This is a genomic window from Shewanella sp., from assembly GCF_048265805.1.
Classification (GTDB): domain Bacteria; phylum Pseudomonadota; class Gammaproteobacteria; order Enterobacterales; family Shewanellaceae; genus Shewanella.
The window spans coordinates 84,225-103,564 of record NZ_JBLXAT010000017.1 but is presented as its reverse complement, the minus strand read 5'-3'; the positions used below and the strand labels follow the sequence as shown (position 1 = coordinate 103,564).

17 protein-coding genes are annotated in these 19,340 nt (G+C 48.5%); 10 read left to right on the top strand and 7 right to left on the bottom strand.

Features of this window, described 5'->3' with window-relative positions; translation table 11 throughout:
* Positions 1-127: 127 nt before the first annotated feature.
* Positions 128-781, bottom strand: coding sequence for an oxygen-insensitive NAD(P)H nitroreductase (gene nfsB / locus ACN0TT_RS12960; protein WP_417762574.1), 654 nt, complete (start codon positions 779-781; stop codon positions 128-130).
* Positions 782-1,051: 270 nt separating this feature from the next.
* Between nfsB and ACN0TT_RS12955 the strand changes: the two genes are divergently transcribed.
* Both ACN0TT_RS12955 and ACN0TT_RS12950 read left to right on the top strand, forming a co-directional pair.
* Positions 1,052-1,618 carry a phosphoribosyltransferase gene (locus ACN0TT_RS12955; protein ID WP_417762573.1) on the top strand — a complete coding sequence of 189 codons (567 nt, stop codon included), beginning with the start codon at positions 1,052-1,054 and terminating at the stop codon, positions 1,616-1,618.
* 213 nt (positions 1,619-1,831) lie between these two features.
* Positions 1,832-3,208 carry an RDD family protein gene (locus ACN0TT_RS12950; protein ID WP_417762572.1) on the top strand — a complete coding sequence of 459 codons (1,377 nt, stop codon included), beginning with the start codon at positions 1,832-1,834 and terminating at the stop codon, positions 3,206-3,208.
* Positions 3,209-3,257: 49 nt separating this feature from the next.
* Here ACN0TT_RS12950 and pepN read toward each other — a convergent pair whose 3' ends face one another.
* Positions 3,258-5,888, bottom strand: a complete 2,631-nt coding sequence (gene pepN, locus ACN0TT_RS12945) for an aminopeptidase N (RefSeq protein WP_417762581.1) — start codon at positions 5,886-5,888, stop codon at positions 3,258-3,260.
* A 203-nt stretch (positions 5,889-6,091) separates the two neighbouring features.
* On the opposite strand from pepN, the gene ACN0TT_RS12940 reads away from it, so the two are divergent.
* The gene (locus ACN0TT_RS12940; RefSeq protein ID WP_417762571.1) at positions 6,092-6,430 is read left to right on the top strand and encodes a hypothetical protein; all 339 of its coding nucleotides are present in this window, start codon (positions 6,092-6,094) and stop codon (positions 6,428-6,430) included.
* A 67-nt stretch (positions 6,431-6,497) separates the two neighbouring features.
* Here ACN0TT_RS12940 and lpoB read toward each other — a convergent pair whose 3' ends face one another.
* Genes lpoB through ACN0TT_RS12915 form a run of 5 tightly spaced genes read right to left on the bottom strand, consistent with a single transcriptional unit; the run spans position 6,498 to position 10,153 of the window.
* The gene (lpoB, locus tag ACN0TT_RS12935) at positions 6,498-7,091 is read right to left on the bottom strand and encodes a penicillin-binding protein activator LpoB (RefSeq protein ID WP_417762570.1); all 594 of its coding nucleotides are present in this window, start codon (positions 7,089-7,091) and stop codon (positions 6,498-6,500) included.
* Positions 7,092-7,112: 21 nt separating this feature from the next.
* Entirely contained in the window at positions 7,113-8,477 is a 1,365-nt protein-coding gene (locus ACN0TT_RS12930; RefSeq protein ID WP_417762569.1) for a COG3014 family protein, read from the bottom strand.
* 2 nt (positions 8,478-8,479) lie between these two features.
* On the bottom strand, positions 8,480-8,950 hold the full coding sequence (def, locus tag ACN0TT_RS12925) for a peptide deformylase (protein ID WP_417762568.1): 471 nt from the start codon (positions 8,948-8,950) through the stop codon (positions 8,480-8,482).
* Between the two features lie 13 nt (positions 8,951-8,963).
* Complete coding sequence (locus ACN0TT_RS12920) at positions 8,964-9,176, bottom strand: SlyX family protein (RefSeq protein ID WP_417762567.1); 213 nt, start codon at positions 9,174-9,176, stop codon at positions 8,964-8,966.
* A gap of 11 nt (positions 9,177-9,187) precedes the next feature.
* Complete coding sequence (locus ACN0TT_RS12915; RefSeq protein WP_417762566.1) at positions 9,188-10,153, bottom strand: WD40 repeat domain-containing protein; 966 nt, start codon at positions 10,151-10,153, stop codon at positions 9,188-9,190.
* Between the two features lie 167 nt (positions 10,154-10,320).
* Between ACN0TT_RS12915 and fkpA the strand changes: the two genes are divergently transcribed.
* The 7 genes from fkpA to ACN0TT_RS12880 all read left to right on the top strand — a co-directional run bounded on the left by fkpA (position 10,321) and on the right by ACN0TT_RS12880 (position 19,265).
* A complete protein-coding gene (gene fkpA, locus ACN0TT_RS12910) occupies positions 10,321-11,094 on the top strand; it encodes an FKBP-type peptidyl-prolyl cis-trans isomerase (protein ID WP_417762565.1) in 774 nt (257 codons plus the stop codon).
* Positions 11,095-11,379: 285 nt separating this feature from the next.
* Positions 11,380-12,261, top strand: a complete 882-nt coding sequence (locus ACN0TT_RS12905) for an SPFH domain-containing protein (RefSeq protein ID WP_417762564.1) — start codon at positions 11,380-11,382, stop codon at positions 12,259-12,261.
* A 484-nt stretch (positions 12,262-12,745) separates the two neighbouring features.
* Positions 12,746-14,920, top strand: a complete 2,175-nt coding sequence (locus ACN0TT_RS12900; protein ID WP_417762563.1) for an HAD-IIB family hydrolase — start codon at positions 12,746-12,748, stop codon at positions 14,918-14,920.
* Positions 14,913-15,767 carry an HAD-IIB family hydrolase gene (locus ACN0TT_RS12895; RefSeq protein WP_417762562.1) on the top strand — a complete coding sequence of 285 codons (855 nt, stop codon included), beginning with the start codon at positions 14,913-14,915 and terminating at the stop codon, positions 15,765-15,767. The genes ACN0TT_RS12900 and ACN0TT_RS12895 overlap by 8 nt, the downstream gene beginning before the upstream one ends.
* Positions 15,764-16,675, top strand: coding sequence for a PfkB family carbohydrate kinase (locus ACN0TT_RS12890; protein WP_417762561.1), 912 nt, complete (start codon positions 15,764-15,766; stop codon positions 16,673-16,675). The genes ACN0TT_RS12895 and ACN0TT_RS12890 overlap by 4 nt, the downstream gene beginning before the upstream one ends.
* A gap of 23 nt (positions 16,676-16,698) precedes the next feature.
* On the top strand, positions 16,699-18,672 hold the full coding sequence (locus tag ACN0TT_RS12885) for an alpha-amylase family protein (RefSeq protein ID WP_417762560.1): 1,974 nt from the start codon (positions 16,699-16,701) through the stop codon (positions 18,670-18,672).
* A gap of 221 nt (positions 18,673-18,893) precedes the next feature.
* Positions 18,894-19,265, top strand: coding sequence for a DUF805 domain-containing protein (locus tag ACN0TT_RS12880; RefSeq protein WP_417762559.1), 372 nt, complete (start codon positions 18,894-18,896; stop codon positions 19,263-19,265).
* The last annotated feature ends 75 nt before the right edge of the window (positions 19,266-19,340 follow it).

The following is a 19,340-nucleotide window of genomic DNA, read 5'->3' as shown; positions in this document are numbered from 1 at the left end:
TCATTTGATCACATGACAAGATGCGCATCTACCTTAATTTGATGATTTTTATCTAAATCATCAGGGGATTCCTCAGCGCTTAGCATCTAGCCATCCTCAAGGGCGCGAATAACTGCTGGCAGCTCGCTTAAATCTCAGTAATGATTTCAGCTTGTGGCAGGCGTGATTTAGGTAACTTGGCGTTGAAGTCGCTGTCATCACGATAACCCAAGGCCACAATCACGCTGGCGTTAACGCCTTGTTCACGTAACCCCAGCGCTTGGTTTAACGCTGTGGCATCAAAGCCTTCGATTGGGGTGGCATCAATGCCTAGTGACGCAGCGCCTAACAGCAAAGTGCCCAGTGCCAAATAGGTTTGTTTTTCCATCCAGTGTTGCGCATCCTTCAGCTCAAAGCGGTGCATATTGACGAAGAATTGGCGGCCTTGGTGCATCGCCGCTTTGCTTTTTTCATCAGTCACTCGGCCATCGGCGGCTTCTTGCGTCAACACCTGCAGTAGATGCTGCTCGTTCAGATCTTGTCGAGTACAGAGCACGATGACGTGAGACGCTTTGAGAATTTTGTCAGTATTGAAGGCAAAGTTAGCGGTGCCTTCGGCCACTTTGGCTTTGCCCGCGTCGCTGGCTGCCACAATGAAATGCCACGGTTGCGAGTTCACGGATGATGGGCTGAACTGCAACAAGGTTTTAAGCTGTTCGATATGCTCGGCAGGGATCTTTTTAGTGGGGTTATAAGCTTTACAGGTGTAGCGGCTTTGCACGGCTTTAATCAATTCGCTCATGGTTAACTGATGACCTAAAAATTGGGAAGCTCAATTCTACGAGCCGCAGCAATAAATGCAATTTCGTGATGTGATTTGCCGCAAACAAATGTCGTTGTTCAGTGAAAGCTGCACTAAATTTGTAATGACTCACAAAAGTGGGCTGATAAACCACAGCACGCGAGGCAGATTTGCGCTAGAATTCGCGGCCAACAGTTAATGGTGGTTCAACCATCATGTTCACCGCATTCTGCGGCAGATTTTCATTGGATATCACTCGGGGTCGTTACGATGATCGAAAAACGCTTTATCACTGCTCAGGAACTGTTGGAGGATTCTTTCCGCCTAGCAGCACAGGTTTACCAAAGTGGCTTTCGTCCACAATTCATTGTGGGGATTTGGCGCGGTGGTGCTCCGATTGGTATCGCGGTACAAGAATATTTTGACTTTAAGAAAGTTGAAACCGACCATATTGCGGTGCGTACTTCGTCTTACTACGGCATTGGCACTGACAAACAAAGCAAAGAGATCAAAGTGCACGGCTTGCACTACATTGTTGAAAACGCCGGCGCCGATGATGGCCTGCTGATTGTTGATGATGTGTTTGACTCTGGTCGCAGCGTGCATGCGCTGAAAGAGAAGCTGGCGCAAACCATGCGTTTGAACTTGCCAAAAGATATCCGTATCGCTTGCCCATATTACAAGCCCAAGAACACCGCGGTACCGTTGAAACCCGATTATTTCATTCACTCCTCTGATGAGTGGTTGGTATTCCCGCATGAAGTGTCTGGTTTAACCCCAGAAGAGATCACTGAAGGTAAAGGCGATCTGCGCAATATTCGCGATTTGTTTGTTTAATCGTTATTGCTAACTCATTGAATTAAGGAGCACTGCGGTGCTTCTTTTTTTATGTCTGTCACGCACTTCCGTTTGCCATGTCTACCACAATGCCGCGTTAATTGCATAAAAATGTTTACAAAAATACTACTTATTGATAACTGGGCTGCGGTATGATTTTTACCGTATCTCGAATGACGAAGTAACATTTTTTGCAGCATAAGGAATTTGTGCGTGAACGCTCAGGATAAACACTATCAGTCAGCGCTGGCAGCATGGCGCGCTGGTAAAGAAACTCGTGCGATTGTGACACCATTTGCTTTCAAACTTGCGCCAGAATTAGTCGGTATGCCACTGGCGCGGCCTTGGCGACGAGGCGTCGCCATATTGCTGGATCTGACGCTGGTGGCTCTGTTAAGTAGCGTGCCGAGTATATGGATCGCCTTATTGGCCGGCATTGGTACGTGGGTATTAAGTAAACGGCACGATCAGGTGGTGTCTGCATGGGCGCGGCGTTGGCTGCGGTTTGTGGGGAGCTTAGTCATCTTTGTGGTGGTGCTTGAGCTTGTCGGTACTTACTTAGATGATGAGAGCGATGACAGTAGCGACACCGAGCAAACAGTCAGCCAATTACAGCAGTTATCTCATACTGCGGCGATGGTCATTACCGCCGCCAAACTTGATGACTGTAGCAATAAAGTCTGTGTTGAGGAAAAGCTGCCGTTTATGAAAGAGCAGCTTGATGCCGTTTATCCTGATAAACCCGGCACGCGGCGAGAGTTAGTGACCTCATTGTTTGATGAGCTCGCGTTTCTTTCAGCGGCGGAGAAACAACAATATGCGGCGCAGTTGATGGCGGGCGTTGCCCCTCAAGCGAAGGACGCAACGGTTGCCAGCGAAGCCCCCGCAACCGAGCAAACCGAGTCTGACACTTCAAGTGGGAAAATCGCGCTGACGTTGCAGATCGTGGATGATGAGCCCGCACAACCCGACACTCCGGCCAGCGAAACCGTCACCGCAACGCCTGTGGCTACGGATAGTAGCAAAGCGGCTGAGCCAAACACTGTCATACCTGTGGCTGCGGATAGTAGTAAAGTGACTGAAGCAAACACCACTACGCCAAACACCGTGGGGGCTGAAGATGAGTCTTTATCGGATGCGTGTGTGGCAGCGCTGGCAACTGAACATGACAAAATGGAAACCTCGGTACAGCATTCAGTTATTGAATGGGCCAAGGGGATTATTGCCGATCTGGGGTTAGGGCTCAGTTGGGGCGCACTGTATTTCACGCTGTTTACCGCGTTACTGCGTGGTCAAACCCCAGGTAAAAAGTTATTGGGACTGCGCGTGGTGCGCCTCAATGGCGAACCGCTAACACTGTGGGGCGCGTTTGGTCGTTATGGTGGCTATGGTGCGGGGGTCACCACGGGTTTGTTAGGTTTCTTGCAGATTTACTGGGATAACAACCGCCAGTGTATTCAAGATAAAATCGGTGAAACGGTGGTGGTGATGAATGCCAAATTGAACCAGCACATAGCTGAAATTGCTGAGGCGGTGAAGAGTGAGACGGATGAAGCGCCACCAACACTGACAACGCCTGCATCGACTTAGCCCAAAAAAAGCAGCTCAAACGAGCTGCTTTTTTAGTACAAGCGAGTGCTTATTTGGTCATGCTAGCGCTGACCAGTACGCAACGTTGTTCCTCTTGGGCAATCTCTTGCAATGTACGCATGGTGATGGTCGACAAGTTAGGGTTAGCTTTAATGGCTTGCTGTAACTCGTTTACTGATGCATTGGTACAGTCGCGAGGGATCATCGCCGGTGCGTATGAACGCATAAATACTGCGCCTTTGCTGCTGTCAATCTTAGCCAAACTTTGCAAACGTGCTGCGGCGGTTTTTTGCTGCAGTTGTGCTTGCTCGGCTGGATAGAGGCTGTTCATGGCAATACGCAGTTTCGGGAATGGCTCCGCGTCGTTGACGATCTTATCAAACCACTGGGTTTTAATATTCGCGTCTGGGCGCACCACTTCGGCGGCAATCGCTGCTTTGATACCAGTATCTGACTGATCAGCTTTCGCTTCTGCTTGCAGCAGTTGTTTGCTGCCAGTAAAGTCATAACGGTTCAACTGATAGATGATGCTCCAACGCAAATCTTGGTCGAGCGTAATCCCGTCAACTTGTGCTTGGCCTAATAGCAATTGCTTGAGGTGTGATAGCGATACATCATCGCTAGCAAAACTCACGTAGGCATTAAACCAACGACGTTGCTTATCACTATTACCGGTGTTTTCCATCGCTAAGCGTAAGCTCATTTGTGCCATGGCACGTACCGCACTTTCACCGTAGCTTTGATGCAGCGGCTGCATGCTGGCTAACCAATATTTACTGGTATGCAGTGTGCCTAGCACTTGGCCAATGATGGTGTAGTCTTGTTCCTGTGGCAGGTTAACAAATACTGTATCGAGATAGTTGTTCAGCGGCAGGCTGCCGTTCATCACGCTATCCCACAGACTTTGCCACAGCATTGAACGCAAGAAGGGGTCGTTCACTGTTGACAGTTGGTTTTGCGCAGTGGTGAATGAACGTTGATCCAGTTGCACCTTAACAAAGCCCCAGTCTTCATAGTTTGGATAAACCAGATCGGGACACTCGCCGCCAATCAATCCTGGCACGTCAGTTTCAGCACCTTGATAGGTAACAGGCACTTTCTGCACTAGGTGCATTTCATGACGACCTTTCACCAGCAGCGCGACTTGTACTTTTTGCTCACGCAGTGTGCTTTGACCTGTTTCAGCAGGGCTTTGCAACAACTTAAAGCTGTCGATAGCACCATTGCTACAGGTGTATTGCGCTTGCAGGGTGTTCACGCCTTCAGTGTAGAGCCAGTCTTTGGTCCACTGATCTAAGTTGCGGTTAGCGGCTTTGGCTAAGCTACCGATAAAGTCCTGCAGGGTGGCGTTTTGCCATTGATATTGATGCAGGTAGTTTTGTACCCCTTTACGGAACACTTCATCACCCAGCAGGTGACGTAACTGCTTCAGCACTGATGCGCCTTTTTGGTAGGTGATGGCATCAATGTTATCGAAGGCGTTAGCTGTGGTTGGTACCGGGACTTCAATCGGGTGGGTGGTGACCTTGCTATCTTTGAGATAAGCACTTTGTTTGCCGCCAGCATAGAAACTGCGCCAAGCATAGTCAAACTCGGTGGCTTTGGCAGTCGCCATCGTGCCCATGAACGAGGCAAAACTTTCGTTTAGCCACAGGCCATTCCACCATTTCATGGTGACGAGGTCACCAAACCATTGGTGTGCCATTTCATGCATGATAACGCCAGCCAGCATCTCTTTCTGCGCGGCGGTCATTTCCGCTTTATAGAGAAAACGGCCTTCAGCGAAGGTAATCGCACCCGCGTTTTCCATCGCGCCGTAAAGGAAGTCAGGCACTAAGATCTGATCATACTTTTTGAACGGATAGTTAATGCCGAAGTAGTCATCAAAGAAACGCAGACCTGAGTCGGTGTATTTGAACCAGTCTTCAGGACGTACTTGGTTAGCGACCGATTGGCGGGCAAACAGGCGCATTGGATATTTGCCACTGTTGTCCTGCCACATATGGTATGGACCAGCGTGCATCGCGAAGTTATATGGGCTCAGCTTAGGGCTAACCGGGAAGTGCCACAATTTGCTGTCGCCTTGATCTTCCACTGAGGTTTCACGCGTGGCGCTGATCACTTGCCAATCTTTCGGCGCTGATACGGTTAAGGTATAGGTTGCTTTCAGATCGGGTTGATCGAACACTGGGAACATCTGCTGCGCAGCAGCTGGTTCAAAGTGAGAATACAGGTACACTTTGCCATCAACTGGGTCGACAAAGCGATGCAAGCCTTCACCGTTGGTGGAGTGGGCACGGTTGTATTCAATGTGGATCTGGTTGCTGCCACTGCTCAACATGGCTGGTCTAATCGATAAGAACAGACCATTGTAGTTGGGATACAGCGTTTGGCCGTTAATCACCAAGCGGGTAATGGTGGCTTTGTTTAGGTCGATAGTCAGTGGGGTACTGGTGTCGTTTAACTGAAAGCTCAGGTCGGTTGTCGCGCTAAAACGTTCACTACCATCTAAGTGGAAGTTAAGTTGATAGCTGACGTCGCTGACGCGGGCTGAGCGCGCCATCGCTTGCTGTTCAGTAAGGAAAGCTTGGCTTTCGCGGGCTGGAGGCGTCGCGGTATTGGTGGTGCTACACGCGGTAAGCCATCCCAGTGTTAGCAGCATCATACTGCCTTTAATCATCTGTGGAAGCGAGTTCACGCTGATGTCCTTTTTGTTAAACCGAAGATCTGTTGTCAGTGGCATAAGGTACGCTAAATCGGACGCTAGGCCAAAACAGAAGTGTTACAATCTCTCTCAGGAGCTTTTTACATTTGAAATATAAATGATGTTGTTTTTGTTTTTTTGCGGTGTTAATTTTAATTTTCAATCAACATGGAGGTGTTATGGGAATTAACGTTTTATCAAAAAGAGTGCTGCTGGGGCTAGTCGGAATGTTGGCGATAACAGCTACTTCAAACGCCACGGAGTTGGCCCTATCATCGCAAGAAATTGATAATTTTTTAGCTAACAATCCAGAGTTTCTTGCCCAAAAATCTTTTTCTGTACTGGTTAAGGAAGATCTGACCAACAATACTCGTATTTATTTATCTCAAAATATGGGATTGTTGCCGGGATCTAGCTCTTCGCTAAGACCTGTGCAGTGTGCAGGGGATGAAGTTGAACGCTGCACAACGGTTACTGAAGACGGTCGGATTGTTGAGCAATCTTGTAAATGCATTTAGCGGTGGATTGAATTTAATAGAAGGGCGCGGTAAATATCGCGCCCTTTTGTTGTTTATTCCGTTACGTTTATAGCCCAAATAGGGTCTTTGAACGCTCTTTGCGGATCTCTTTCTCGTCAGCCCATTCAATCAGCCCAGTTTCCAGATCCATCAAACGCATGGTCATCTTATAGTACACATCTTTGGTACTACCATTTTGTTTAACTATGCTTGAAAGGTTGCCGTACAACATGTACTGCGCACCGATTTGGCGGCCAAATTTAATGGCGGTTGATGGATCAACCATACCCGCGTTGTTTTGATAATCCAGTTGTTTACGTACCGCATCTACTTTGGTCATGTCGATAAAGCGAAACTTACCGGATTGCAGCAACTTAGTGCTGATTGAGTCAGTGACTGATTCAGTATCAATATGCTCAGAGGTCTTATTCTTAATCGAATCGACAAACAGAATAGGGCGTTGGTTAGCCGACAGCACAATCACTGACGGGGTGGTCAACATGCTATCGACCATCTTGTCGGTAATGGCTTGCAGATCGGTTGAACCGAAGTTTTCATTTACGGTTTCCACTGCGTTCGCGTCACCGTATTCTACTTTACTTTGACAGGCTGAAAGGCCTAACGCCATAGCGGCGATAAAGATCAACTTAGAAGGTTTCATATCCGTTCCTATATTCCGTACTCATAGCAATTTTGTGTAAAAACGCGTCAGATTGCCAGTATCGATAATCCACACCAAGGTTGTTCTACCTGCCTGAACTGTGACAGGTTGTTGGTAGTCGCCATAGTGCAGTTGATATTGGCCTTGTTCGGTAAAGTTATCAAGCAAATCTAGCTGGGCTGGTAGTGTTAGCCAACTGCGACAATCTGCTTGCTCGGTAACCACATTAAATATCTGCATCAACGCGTTGCCAAGTAAGGCACCTGTGCTTTCGCCCTGAGTTTGATGCGCTAACATGGCTTTGGCGGCTAAGCGACCTGCTTGTCGAGTATAGATGAATGGCAGGCGATCACTCAGTTCAGCCGCTTCTATCTGAGTGAATTGGGTTAATGGGGTAAAGCTTAGTGTATTACTGCCAAACAGCGTGGCCGGTACCGCAGGTAACAGCCCCGGCTCGCGATAGGTGGGCAGTGACAGACTGACCACACTGTTATCAATCACCAATGGCAGAGTAAAGCTGGTTTTTGGTGTAACAAAGCCACGTTCGAGCATTAAGACTACGCGTCCTTGGCTGGATTTTGGCTGTACAGGGTTACCCCAACGTTGGGTAAATTCTTCAAGCTGCGGCATACTCAGCGATTGTGCCAAACGCAATAACGCCTGTTGTAGCACCGGATTATCTGGCAGGACGTTGGCGGCTTTACGGTAGTCGATGTAGGCATCGTTAGGCTGACCGAATAATTCGTGCAGCAAGCCCGTAACATAGTAGCTGCCGCCATTGAGCGGTGTATCCCCAATCGACTTTAAGCGGCTGACTTCGGCGCTGATTTCACCATTATTCAGTTGTTGTGCGGTTTTACTCTGTTGATCCAGCTGTTGCTGCTGCAGTTGTTGCAGCTCGTTGGTGCGGCGCATCTCCACCTGCGCTGCGGTGCTATCGCCCTTGAACAGGTAATTGAGTGCTTGATATTGATGCAGCAAAATGCGTTCGCTGAGGTTGCCCTCATATGGAATCACTTTGTCATTGACCAGCAAGCTGCCGGTGTTTGCACCCACGTGCGATAAGCTGACTTTGGCACGTTCATCGAGTGCCACATAGCCGTTGATCGCGCGGTCATATAACGCAATACTGCCAGCAAAATCACCGGTAATTTGCGCCGCTCGTCCCGCTTCCTGCGCGTATAGCAACGGGTTAGATGATTTCATCTTGTCGGTCAGCTGCGGTACGACGCTGCTGGCGCTACCGCTATTAAGTTGCTCTTTAACTGACGCCATCTCGTTAGGGTAGCTGGTCAGTAAGCCGCTCACTGCACAGCCGGACAGGGATAATATGAGCCAGCCGCAACCCAATAACTTGGTGAGCGTTTTGGTGATGCCGTAGGACATTATCATGCTTCCGTTGCACGCTCTTTGAGGGTAATGCCTTGGAGATGATCAAACTCGTGTTGGAAGATCCGCGCAATAAAGCCTTCTAACCGCTCTTGGTACCATTCGCCAGACAGGTCTTGGTATTTGACTTCTATCGACTGATAGCGCGCCACTTGGCAACGCTGCTGTGGAATGGATAAGCAGCCTTCTTCGCCCATGACCGTTTGCTCAGACACTTGCAAAATTTGTGGGTTGATCACCACTTGGGGTGCCATAATTGGCGCGGTTGGATAACGCGGATTGGGATTGGATGCCATGATAAATAGCTGTAGCGAGCGATGTACTTGCGGCGCCGCTATACCGACGCCGTTTGCTTGCTGCATCGTTTGTAGCATCTGCTCGGCAAGCTGGTGCAGTTCATTATCAAATACGGTTACCGGCTCAGCTACCTGTCGTAATACTGCTTCGCCGTATGTCGCTATGGTTAACATGGCAAATCCTCCATCAATAATGTGGCGGCGGGGTTTCTTCTGCTTGAGTGGCCATATTGCTTGGTTCAATTGCTTTAAGCTTGGTGACGATCAATTGCAGTTGATATTGCTGCTCTGCCACAACACGATTCAGTGCAATCACTTCGCCGTTCAACTCTTCAATGGTGGCCTCTTGAAAGGCTAACTTGGTTTCTAACTCTTCAACACGTTGGTTAATTGGATCCATGCTGTCCTCGGTTATGGATGGTTCCATCGTTCCAGCAAACCGCTGCTACTGATGGCCTGAATACTATTATCACGCCATTGTGACACAGCATAAACCACAGCGCTCGGTGGTTGCGGCTTTGCAGGCAAGGCTACACGCTGACTGCGCAATTTTTCTCCGTTGCTGACTTGCCACAGCTGCCACTCGCGATCAGGGGTTCCCGTCAGTAGCTGAGTATCCTGTTGGATAAAGCGAGCTGCGGTAAAGTTCATTTGGCGACGTCGAATATTTAACTTACTGATACGCTGCTGCTTGGTAATGTCCCAAATGACGCCGTGGCCCGAGCTATCAGAGACAAAGGCCAAACGGCCATCCGCCGATAATGCCGTTTGCAGAATGCGTGAATCCATTGGCCACCGCTGTAATATTTTAGCATCGCTGGTGCGCCATAGGATCGCTTCGGCACCATTACCACCAGTAAGGGCTATGCGACCATCGCTAGAGAGCGCAACACTATTCACCTTTTCTTGGTGCCCCATAAACTTGAGTAGTCGTTGATGATCTGGGGCCAAGTACAGCACACTGGCATCTGTTAGCCCAATTAATAATTGACCATCATTTGCCACTGACACACTTTGTGCTTGGCCGATGATTTCCCACCAGCCGAGCGCTTGACCATCGCCAGTGTTCCACAATACCACTGAATTACGGCTGAGCGTGGCAGCGAAGTGGCTGTTGTTTGACAGCGCTACCGCTATCACATTGTCGCGGCGTTCGCCTTGCCACCATTGATACTTGGGTTGTTCTGTGCTCACATCCCATAAGGTGATCTGTTGGCTGCTGCTGATCAGCGCTAATGACCCATCTTCGGCTAATGCGGCGCTATATAGGCCACTGTTGTCGAGGTTGATAATCGGGTCTCCTGAAGGAGCGCAGGCAAATAACAGGCAGAAGATGGCGAGTGTGGTAGAAATTTTGAGCAATCGAAGCAAATTCATGAACTCTTACCCATTTTGCTGGTCTGTTGCCAGAGGTTCCATTTGCTGACTAGCCTCCTTTAGTGAGAATATCCCATTTTGTACAAACAAGTTAACTGTTATAGAGTGGGCCGCTAGTTACATTGTAGGTTACTCATAATTGCCTAAACGTCCTAAGGAAGAATTGAATGAAGAGCATGTTGAAATACTCATTGGTAGCCCTGGCTGTAGTTGGCCTGACTGCTTGCAATCAAGAAAAATCTGCAGAGCCTAACGCGGCAGCTGCCAAAGTAGAGCTGAAAACAGATGTGCAGAAACAGGGTTATGGTATCGGTGCTTCTGTGGGACGTTATGTAGCGCAACACGTTAAAGAACAAAAAGAGATGGGGTTTGATGTTGACCAAAACGCCATCGTAGCCGGCTTCACTGAAAGTTTGAACGGCAACTCAGCCATGACTGATGACGAAATCAAATCTACGCTGGAAGCGTTGGATAAATCTGTGAACGAAAAACGTCAAGCTCAAGCACAAGCTGAAGCTGAGAAAAACCAAGCCGCTGGTAAAGCATTCTTGGAACAAAACAAAGCCAAAGATGGCGTGAAAACTACAGAATCTGGTCTGCAATACGAAGTACTGCAAGCGGGTTCTGGTGATTCACCAAAAGCTGAAGACACTGTAAAAGTGAAATACACTGGCAAGCTGATCGACGGTACTGTATTTGACAGCACTGAGAAAAATGGCGGCGAGCCAATTGAATTCCCACTGAACCGTGTGATTCCAGGTTGGACTGAAGGGCTGCAACTGATGTCTAAAGGTGCTAAGTTCCGTTTTGTTATTCCAGCAGAACTGGCGTACGGCGAACGTGCCATGGGTGATGTTATCCCAGCCAACTCTACACTGGAATTTGAAGTAGAATTGTTAGATTTTCATGCGCCAGCAGCAACTGACGCCGCAGCACAATAAGCATTAAGCTTACGTCCTGCTAAAAGAGCACTTCGGTGCTCTTTTTTATTGGCTTAGTTTTACCTCGGAGTGGTCTGTGAGCCCGAGCCATGTCTGTTAACGCGGCTAGTGATGCAGAACGCAAAATGTCGTACCGCGAGTGAAACAGGCTAATTGAATAAAAACTGCCGTTTTGTGACGAAAATATGTTATTTTTGCCGCCGATTTATACAGCGTGCTGTTATTAAAATGTTTGAGCGACGGCACGTAACACGTTTTTAGGATATCTACCCAAAGGAATTAATTATGGCTCTGCCTACCAAGATCTCTTCCGGTCCCTCTATTACTGCTATCGTTGGCATCATCGTGGTTTTAGTGCTGCTTGGATTGAGCTTTAGCTGCTGGTATACCGTTGACCAAGGTGAACGTGGCGTGCATCTGCGTAACGGCAAGATTATTGGTACCGCTGCACCAGGCATGAGTTTTAAAATGCCACTGTTCGATAAAGTGGTGAAAATCTCCACCCAAACGCATACCGTAAGTTACGAACGTTTACAGGCATATAGCCGTGATCAACAGCCAGCAACTATTCGTGCCTCGGTAACCTTCCGCGTACCCGAAACTAAAGTGGCAGACGTTTACGCCAACTTTAAAAGCATCGATGCAATGGTTGAGCGTCTAGTTGACCGCCAAGTCCCAACACAGATTGAAAATATCTTTGGTCAATACACCGCAATCTCTGCCGTGCAAGAGCGGATGAAGTTTGTCATTGATGTCAGCGATGCGCTGAAATCGAGTATCAAAGGTCCAATCGAAATCACGTCAGTGCAAGTTGAAAATATCGATTTCTCTAGTGCTTACGAAAAATCTGTCGAAGATAGAATGCGCGCTGAAGTTGAAGTGCAAACGCAGAAACAAAACTTAGAGAAAGAACGCGTATCAGCGCAAATTGCGGTGACCAAAGCGCAAGCGGAAGCTGACTCACAACTAGCACGCGCTAAAGCGCAAGCCGAAGCGATTCGCATTAAAGGTGAAGCGGAAGCGGCGGCGATTAAGAGCCGAGCAGAAGCGTTAGCGAAAAACCAAAACTTGATTGAGCTGACTAAAGCCGAAAAATGGGATGGCCGCCTGCCAAGCACTATGCTGCCTAACAGCACTGTGCCTTACTTCAATACCAACAGCAATTAATCATCTTTGCTTGATGCCAGCCTCTCTGGCTGGCATCAATTCAGCGTTGCCGGATGTCTGACTCAGCGCATTAGTTGCAGCGTCACTCCTGGCGTCACTGCGTATTCCTCGACAGTCAATGACAGTAACTTTCTGATAATTAATCATTCTTATTTAAACAAATAATTCACCAGCACTTGTCATAGCAGTGATACTAATGTGGTATCGATTTGGTATTACGGCCATCTTGTGGTAGGTTGAAAAAGCAGCTAGCAGCTGTTTATTTTTTGTGCTTCCGTTCAATCGCGACAATAATCAGTTGAGACGTGAAGGAGTACATTGTCTTATTTTCTCTGTCATTTTTGGGACTCGTTTGCCAAGTCCTTCGCTGTCAGAACCTTTTTGGAATAGTAGTCGAACCAGGTCATTTAACTTAACTAAAATCTCAGCGTTGTAGGTTGAATACCTGACAGGATAATCGGCTCATCTTACGGAGAAGATGTCTATGCAGCTACAACAACAGGAAGAACCGGGGCTTTATATCGCCCTGATCAGTATCCACGGATTAATACGCAGTAAAAATTTAGAACTCGGGCGTGACGCCGATACCGGTGGTCAAACCAAATATGTGGTTGATTTAGCTAATGCATTAGCCAGACAGCCCAATGTCGCAAAAGTTGACTTGATCACTCGTCGAGTGCTTGATGATAGGATCGATTGCGATTACTCCTCAGAGATAGAACCTCTTGACGCCGAAGGTGCACGAATTGTCCGTATCGATTGCGGCCCTGAACAATACCTTCCCAAAGAGCAGCTTTGGGAACACCTCGATGCTTTCACCGATAACTTACTAGATTTTTTCCATGAGCAAGACCGTATGCCTGACGTAGTGCACAGCCACTATGCTGACGCGGGCTATGTGGCGACCAAAATTAGCCATTTATCGGGGATTCCATTGGTTCATACAGGGCACTCGTTGGGGCGCGATAAGCGTAAGCGTTTGATGGCATCGGGCATGACCTCGAAGAATGTCGAAAAACGCTACAACATGGGGTATCGCATAGAGGCCGAAGAGCAGGTACTGGCTAACGCCTCGCTGGTGATTACCAGTACCCGTCAAGAGATTGAATCCCAATACGAGTTATATGATTTTTATTCGCCCGAGCGCATGCGCGTTATCCCCCCAGGAACTGACCTTAGCTTATTTCATCCACCAGAACTCGGCGAAACACCCACACAGATCACCAGTGCTGTACGGCGTTTTTTGGACGAGCCTGATAAGCCGATGATTTTGGCATTATCACGGCCTGATCCTCGCAAGAACATTGCCACGCTGGTACAGGCTTATGGTGAATCGCCCGAATTACGCGAGATGGCCAACCTCGTAATTGTGGCAGGTAATCGCGATGACATCCGCGAGATGGACAACGGCGCGCAGGAAGTGATGTCCGAACTGCTGGTGCTGATCGACTATTACGATCTGTACGGTAAAGTGGCAATTCCCAAGAAACATCTGCCGTCAGAAGTCCCTGCTATCTATCGTATGGCCGCTAACTCTCGCGGAGTGTTTATCAACCCCGCATTAACTGAACCCTTTGGTTTGACGCTATTGGAGGCCGCTGCGTCTGGCTTGCCATTTGTGGCCACCGAGAATGGTGGCCCGCTCGATATTGTAGAGAACTGCGAAGCCGGATTGTTGATCGACCCGCTCAATGCGCGAGCGCTAGGCAATGCGATGAAAACCTTGCTGCTAGATGGCGAAATGTGGCGTACATTTTCCGCCAACGGTATTAAAAATGTGGCGTTGAAATATAGCTGGAATGCCCATGCACGTGCCTACCTCAAACAGATTAAGCCGTTGGTGGCGGCGCATGTCCCACAGCAAGTGTCGCCTGAAATTGTCAAAGCATCGCGTTTATCAGATCGGTTAATTGTGTCGGATCTTGATAAGACATTACTGAGTAACCCCACCGGCTTGCGCGAGTTTTGTCAGATGTTGCGTGAGCGCCGCAAGGACGTGGCATTCGGTATCGCTACTGGCCGTCGCCTCGACTCGGTATTGAAAGTGCTGAAGAAATATCGCATCCCTAAACCCGATATTTTGATCTCTAGCTTAGGCTCGCAGATCCATTACGGTCGCGAATTAGAGCTAAGTACCGATTGGGAAGAGCACGTTGACCACGATTGGAACCCGCGCGCCATTCGCCGTATTTTGCGGCGAGTGGAAGGGCTAACGCTGCAGGATGAATCGGAGCAGAGTAAGTTCAAAATCTCCTTCCACGTGGCACCCGCCTACCAGGACTCATTGACCCGAGACAAGATCATGAAGCTACTGCGACAAGAGGAGCAGAGCGTCAATGTGTTCTTAACCGCAGGGCAAAACCTCGATATCACGCCCGCGCGCGTTTCTAAGGGATTAGCATTGCGTTATGTAGCATCGATTTGGGGCATTCCATTAGAGCGAGTGTTAGTCGCTGCTGGGGCGGGATCAGATGAAGATATGATCACCGGCAATACCTTATCGGTCATTGTCAGTAACCGCGCCCATGAACCGCTGAGTTCGGGCAAGCAGCAAGATCATACGATCTTCTATGCCACCCAACCCAATGCGTTAGGCATATTAGAAGCGATTGAACACTATCACTTCTTTGAAGAGGAAGCAGGAGTCTGTTGTGCCTGAACTACTGTGTACTGATTTAGATCGCACGTTGCTACCCAATGGTGAGCAAGCGGAATCGCCCAACGCACGCGCTATGCTGGCAAGTTTAATTGAGCGAGCCGGTATGCGACTTGCCTATGTCAGTGGCCGAGATATCGGCTTGATGCAGCAAGCCATTGATGAGTATCAACTTCCGATGCCGGATTTTGCCATTACTGACGTCGGCAGCATGATTTACCAACGCAGTGACGATGGCTATCAGCCGCTAGCAGCTTGGGTCAGTTATTTGCAGGCGGGGTGGCCAGAGCAAAATGCTGATTGGTTAGCGCGTGAGCTTGGGGATTTTGCCCAGTTGGAACTGCAAGAGCCCGCACGACAAAAGCCGTTTAAGCTGAGTTATCAAGTATCGCCCGCTGCGGAACTCACCAACGAGCTAGGCATATTAAAGCAGCGGCTAGCGAGTGTGCCGTATGCGGTTAATGTGGTGAGCAGTATTGATGAAACCGCCGATCAAGGGCTGGTGGATCTATTACCCGCCAATGCTGGTAAGCGTGCCGCTATTGATTTTCTCGTGATGGAATTACACCTCAAGGCTGATAAGGTGTTTTTCAGCGGCGATAGTGGTAATGACTTGGATGTGTTGGCTAGTCCTTATCCGGCCGTGGTGGTTAAAAATGCGTTGCCAGAGGTAGTGCAACAAGCCAAACGATTAAGTAAACACCAAAACGTCGAACAACAGCTGTGGGTGGCTCAAGGTGACGAATCCCTTGGACTCAATGGCAACTATAGCGCGGGTATTATTGAGGGGTTGTTGCACTTCTATCCGCAACTTCGACGATGGTTAACTGTGGAGCAAAGAGCAGAATGAACGAGTGTCTACCCATCTATATATTTGGCGAAGTGTTGTTTGATTGCTTCCCTGATAGTGAGCCGATGTTGGGCGGTGCGCCTTTTAATGTGGCTTGGCATCTGCAGGCGTTTGGTGCCAATCCTAAACTTATCTCCGCTGTTGGCGCTGATGAAGGTGGCCAACAGATTTTGGCTAAAATGCAGCAATGGGGCATGGATACTCAGAGTGTTGCCGTTGATGTACAGCATGAAACCGGACGTGTGGCCGTCACCTTCGAGGAGGGGGAACCGCAATACGATATCGTGTTGGATGCTGCGTATGATCATATCGATCCACGAGGGTTACCTGTGCCCAGTGGCGAGCATCTGTTTTACCATGGTACCTTGGCCGCTCGCTGTACAACCAGCCGCGAGTCGCTAGGGAAACTGCGCACATGGCCTGGGCAAAGAGCCTTTATTGATGTCAATCTGCGTGATCCCTGGTGGGAGTTAGACTGGGTTCGCTCTGAAGTTCACGGTGGTCACTGCGTCAAATTAAATCGGCAAGAGCTAATATTGCTGTCAGCCGCCGAGTTTGAGCCTCAAGACCAAGAGGCGTTAAAAGAACTCGCGCGTAACTTTAAGCTAGCCAACAACATTGCCAATCTGATCGTGACCCAAGGTGCTGACGGCGCATTCTTGGTCGATGAAATGGGCGAAATTGTAAGCCATAGCTTACCGCCACAAGCGCGTACAGTGGTGGATACCGTTGGCGCTGGCGATGCGTTTTCCGCCATTGTGATTCTCGGCATGTTGAATAACTGGCAATGGGAAACGGTACTTGAGCGGGCGCAACAATTTGCTGGCTTCATTGTAACGCAACAGGGCGCGGTGTCTGATAACCCCGCGATTTATGGAGATTTTAAATGCCTTTGGGGCATGCGCTAACTTTCTAGGACAAGGTACTCACTATGTATGAAGAGGTTTCCCATACCCTGCTGAACCGTATCCTCGATGAACTTAAACCTGCCATAGAAGCCAAGGATCTGCGCTTCTTCTACAGCCGGCTCGGGGCTAATTTTTACGCAATCTATTCATTATTCAATAAGTTATATGGTAACCGAAGTGATTTTGATGAACAGCTAAAGCGCTTAGTTGAGGTGATGGCACGTAACTACATTGAACGCGATACTCACCTCAAGCAAGTGGACCGCCAGCGTGAAGCCGACCATAACTGGTTTCTGCATCAACAATGGGTCGGTATGGCGATGTATGCCAATGGCTTTGCCAAAGACTTGGCTGACCTCCGTGACAAAGTGGACTATTTTGCCGAGCTTGGGGTCAACATGGTGCACATTCTGCCGATTTGCGAATGTCCCGAAGGCAAGAGTGATGGTGGTTACGCAGTGAGTGACTTTCGTAAAGTTGACTCGCGCATGGGTAATAACAAAATTTTGCAGCAGATTATTGATGGGCTGCATCAACAAGAGTCATTAATCGCGCTCGATATTGTGGTCAACCACACCTCAGATCAACACGTTTGGGCGAAGAAGGCGATGCAGGGCGATGCCAAGTATCAAAGCTACTTCTACATGTTTGATGACCGCACCATTCCCGACATGTTTGAACAAACCATGCCGGAAGTCTTCCCAGAAACTGACCCCGGTAACTTCACCTGGAGTGACGAGATCAACAAATGGGTGATGACGGTGTTTCACAAATACCAATGGGATTTGAACTACACCAATCCCGAAGTATTTATTGAGATGCTGGATGTGATCTTGTTTTGGGCCAACAAAGGCGTTGATGTACTGCGGCTTGATGCGGTGGCATTTCTATGGAAGAAAATTGGCACGCCTTGTCAAAATGAAGCAGAAGCCCACCAAGTGCTACAGCTGTTCAAAGACTGTTGTCAGGTGGTCGCGCCAGGGCTGATCTTTATCGCAGAAGCGATTGTGGCACCCTCGGAAATCATCAAATACTTTGGTGAGGATGCCGTGGTCGCCAAGGAATGCGATATTGCTTACAACGCAACGTTTATGGCGCTGTTGTGGGAAACCGTCGCTACCAAAAACAGCCGTTTACTCACGCAAGGGCTGAAAAGCTTACCCGCTAAGTTAGAGCGAGCAACGTGGCTCAACTATCTGCGTTGCCATGATGATATCGGTTTCGGTTTTGACGACAGGGATATTGGTCTCATCGGTTACAACCCGCCGATGCACCGCAAGTTCTTGGTGGATTATTTTACCGGTGAGTTTTCCAATAGCTCCGCGCGCGGACGCCCCTTCGGTAAGAATGAAAAAACGGGTGATGCACGAATTTCTGGCTCATTGGCATCGTTGGTTGGCCTGCAAGCTGGCGTTGAAGCGGGCGATGACTTGCTGGTGCGTAATAGTCATAAACACATAGTGATGCTGCACAGCTTAATTATGTCGTTTGGGGGCATCCCGCTGTTGTATTACGGTGACGAAGTGGGCACGCTCAATGACTACAACTACGAGCGCGATACAGATAAGTCGGCGGATAGTCGTTGGCTACATCGTCCTAAGCTCAATTGGGATGTGATGGAGCAACGCCACCAACCCGGTACTATCCAACACCAGCTATTTACCGATATGCAAAAACTCATCGCTTTGCGTAAGCAAACCGATGCCTTTGCGGATTTCAATAATCGTGAGCTGTTGGAATTAGGCAACGAAGCAATATTTAGTTACGTGCGTTACAACTATGCCAATCCGTCTGACAAAGTGGTGGTGATTGCCAACCTGTCAGCGGAGCCGCAGCGCATAGAGTTAGATATTCTGCGACAAAGTGCCTACGTTGATCCGTTGATGCTGGAAGATCTGTGGACCGGGCGGGCGCCGTCGGTGTTTTCCAACCAGCTAGTGCTCAGTGGCTTTCAATTTTACTGGCTAGTGCTCTCGCAACACCATCGCGGTTTTTAATCTGCATGGTGAATTTAAAGACTGATTTTTTATCTAAAAAACAGGAGTTACGATTAAAAGTTGCGCATATGACATAATATGTCTACAGTTTACATCCGCTAAGGGTTCGCTATGCATATGATTGTGTTATGTTATGCTCCCATGTGCATCGGATTGTACATGTTAGTAATTTAATAATGAGCGCAGAGCAACAAGCAACTGCCCAATGGAGAATGAAATAAATGGAATATTACATCGACGCATTTAAAAAATATGCTGATTTTACTGGCCGCGCACGCCGTAAGGCTTACTGGATGTTTGCCTTATTTAGCTTTATTGTTTCAATCATCTTGCAGGTGATTGATGCATCATTGGGAAGCGTATTGCTCGGTACAATTTATGGCTTAGCAGCGTTCATCCCAAACATCGCCGTGGCTGCACGTCGCTTGCATGATACAGGCCGATCAGGCTGGTGGCAGCTGATTGCACTTATCCCAATTCTGGGCTGGATCGTACTGTTGGTATTCTTGTGCCAAGACAGCGAGCAAGGCACCAACCAATTTGGTGAAAACCCAAAAGGTGATAACGGCGATATTGCTGCTACTATGGCATAAACGGCTAATTTAAGATTTAAAAGAAAAGGTAAGTCAATGACTTACCTTTTTTGTTATCACATTATGGATAGCGTT

What these genes read in the sequence shown, in the direction of transcription:
- nfsB (WP_417762574.1), bottom strand. Translation starts at nt 781, where the DNA reads ATGAGCGAATTGATTAAAGCCGTGCAAAGCCGCTACACCTGTAAAGCT.
- ACN0TT_RS12955 (WP_417762573.1), top strand. Translation starts at nt 1,052, where the DNA reads ATGATCGAAAAACGCTTTATCACTGCTCAGGAACTGTTGGAGGATTCT.
- pepN (WP_417762581.1), bottom strand. Translation starts at nt 5,888, where the DNA reads ATGATTAAAGGCAGTATGATGCTGCTAACACTGGGATGGCTTACCGCG.
- ACN0TT_RS12940 (WP_417762571.1), top strand. Translation starts at nt 6,092, where the DNA reads ATGGGAATTAACGTTTTATCAAAAAGAGTGCTGCTGGGGCTAGTCGGA.
- lpoB (WP_417762570.1), bottom strand. Translation starts at nt 7,091, where the DNA reads ATGAAACCTTCTAAGTTGATCTTTATCGCCGCTATGGCGTTAGGCCTT.
- ACN0TT_RS12930 (WP_417762569.1), bottom strand. Translation starts at nt 8,477, where the DNA reads ATGTCCTACGGCATCACCAAAACGCTCACCAAGTTATTGGGTTGCGGC.
- def (WP_417762568.1), bottom strand. Translation starts at nt 8,950, where the DNA reads ATGTTAACCATAGCGACATACGGCGAAGCAGTATTACGACAGGTAGCT.
- ACN0TT_RS12920 (WP_417762567.1), bottom strand. Translation starts at nt 9,176, where the DNA reads ATGGATCCAATTAACCAACGTGTTGAAGAGTTAGAAACCAAGTTAGCC.
- ACN0TT_RS12915 (WP_417762566.1), bottom strand. Translation starts at nt 10,153, where the DNA reads ATGAATTTGCTTCGATTGCTCAAAATTTCTACCACACTCGCCATCTTC.
- fkpA (WP_417762565.1), top strand. Translation starts at nt 10,321, where the DNA reads ATGAAGAGCATGTTGAAATACTCATTGGTAGCCCTGGCTGTAGTTGGC.
- ACN0TT_RS12905 (WP_417762564.1), top strand. Translation starts at nt 11,380, where the DNA reads ATGGCTCTGCCTACCAAGATCTCTTCCGGTCCCTCTATTACTGCTATC.
- ACN0TT_RS12900 (WP_417762563.1), top strand. Translation starts at nt 12,746, where the DNA reads ATGCAGCTACAACAACAGGAAGAACCGGGGCTTTATATCGCCCTGATC.
- ACN0TT_RS12890 (WP_417762561.1), top strand. Translation starts at nt 15,764, where the DNA reads ATGAACGAGTGTCTACCCATCTATATATTTGGCGAAGTGTTGTTTGAT.
- ACN0TT_RS12885 (WP_417762560.1), top strand. Translation starts at nt 16,699, where the DNA reads ATGTATGAAGAGGTTTCCCATACCCTGCTGAACCGTATCCTCGATGAA.
- ACN0TT_RS12880 (WP_417762559.1), top strand. Translation starts at nt 18,894, where the DNA reads ATGGAATATTACATCGACGCATTTAAAAAATATGCTGATTTTACTGGC.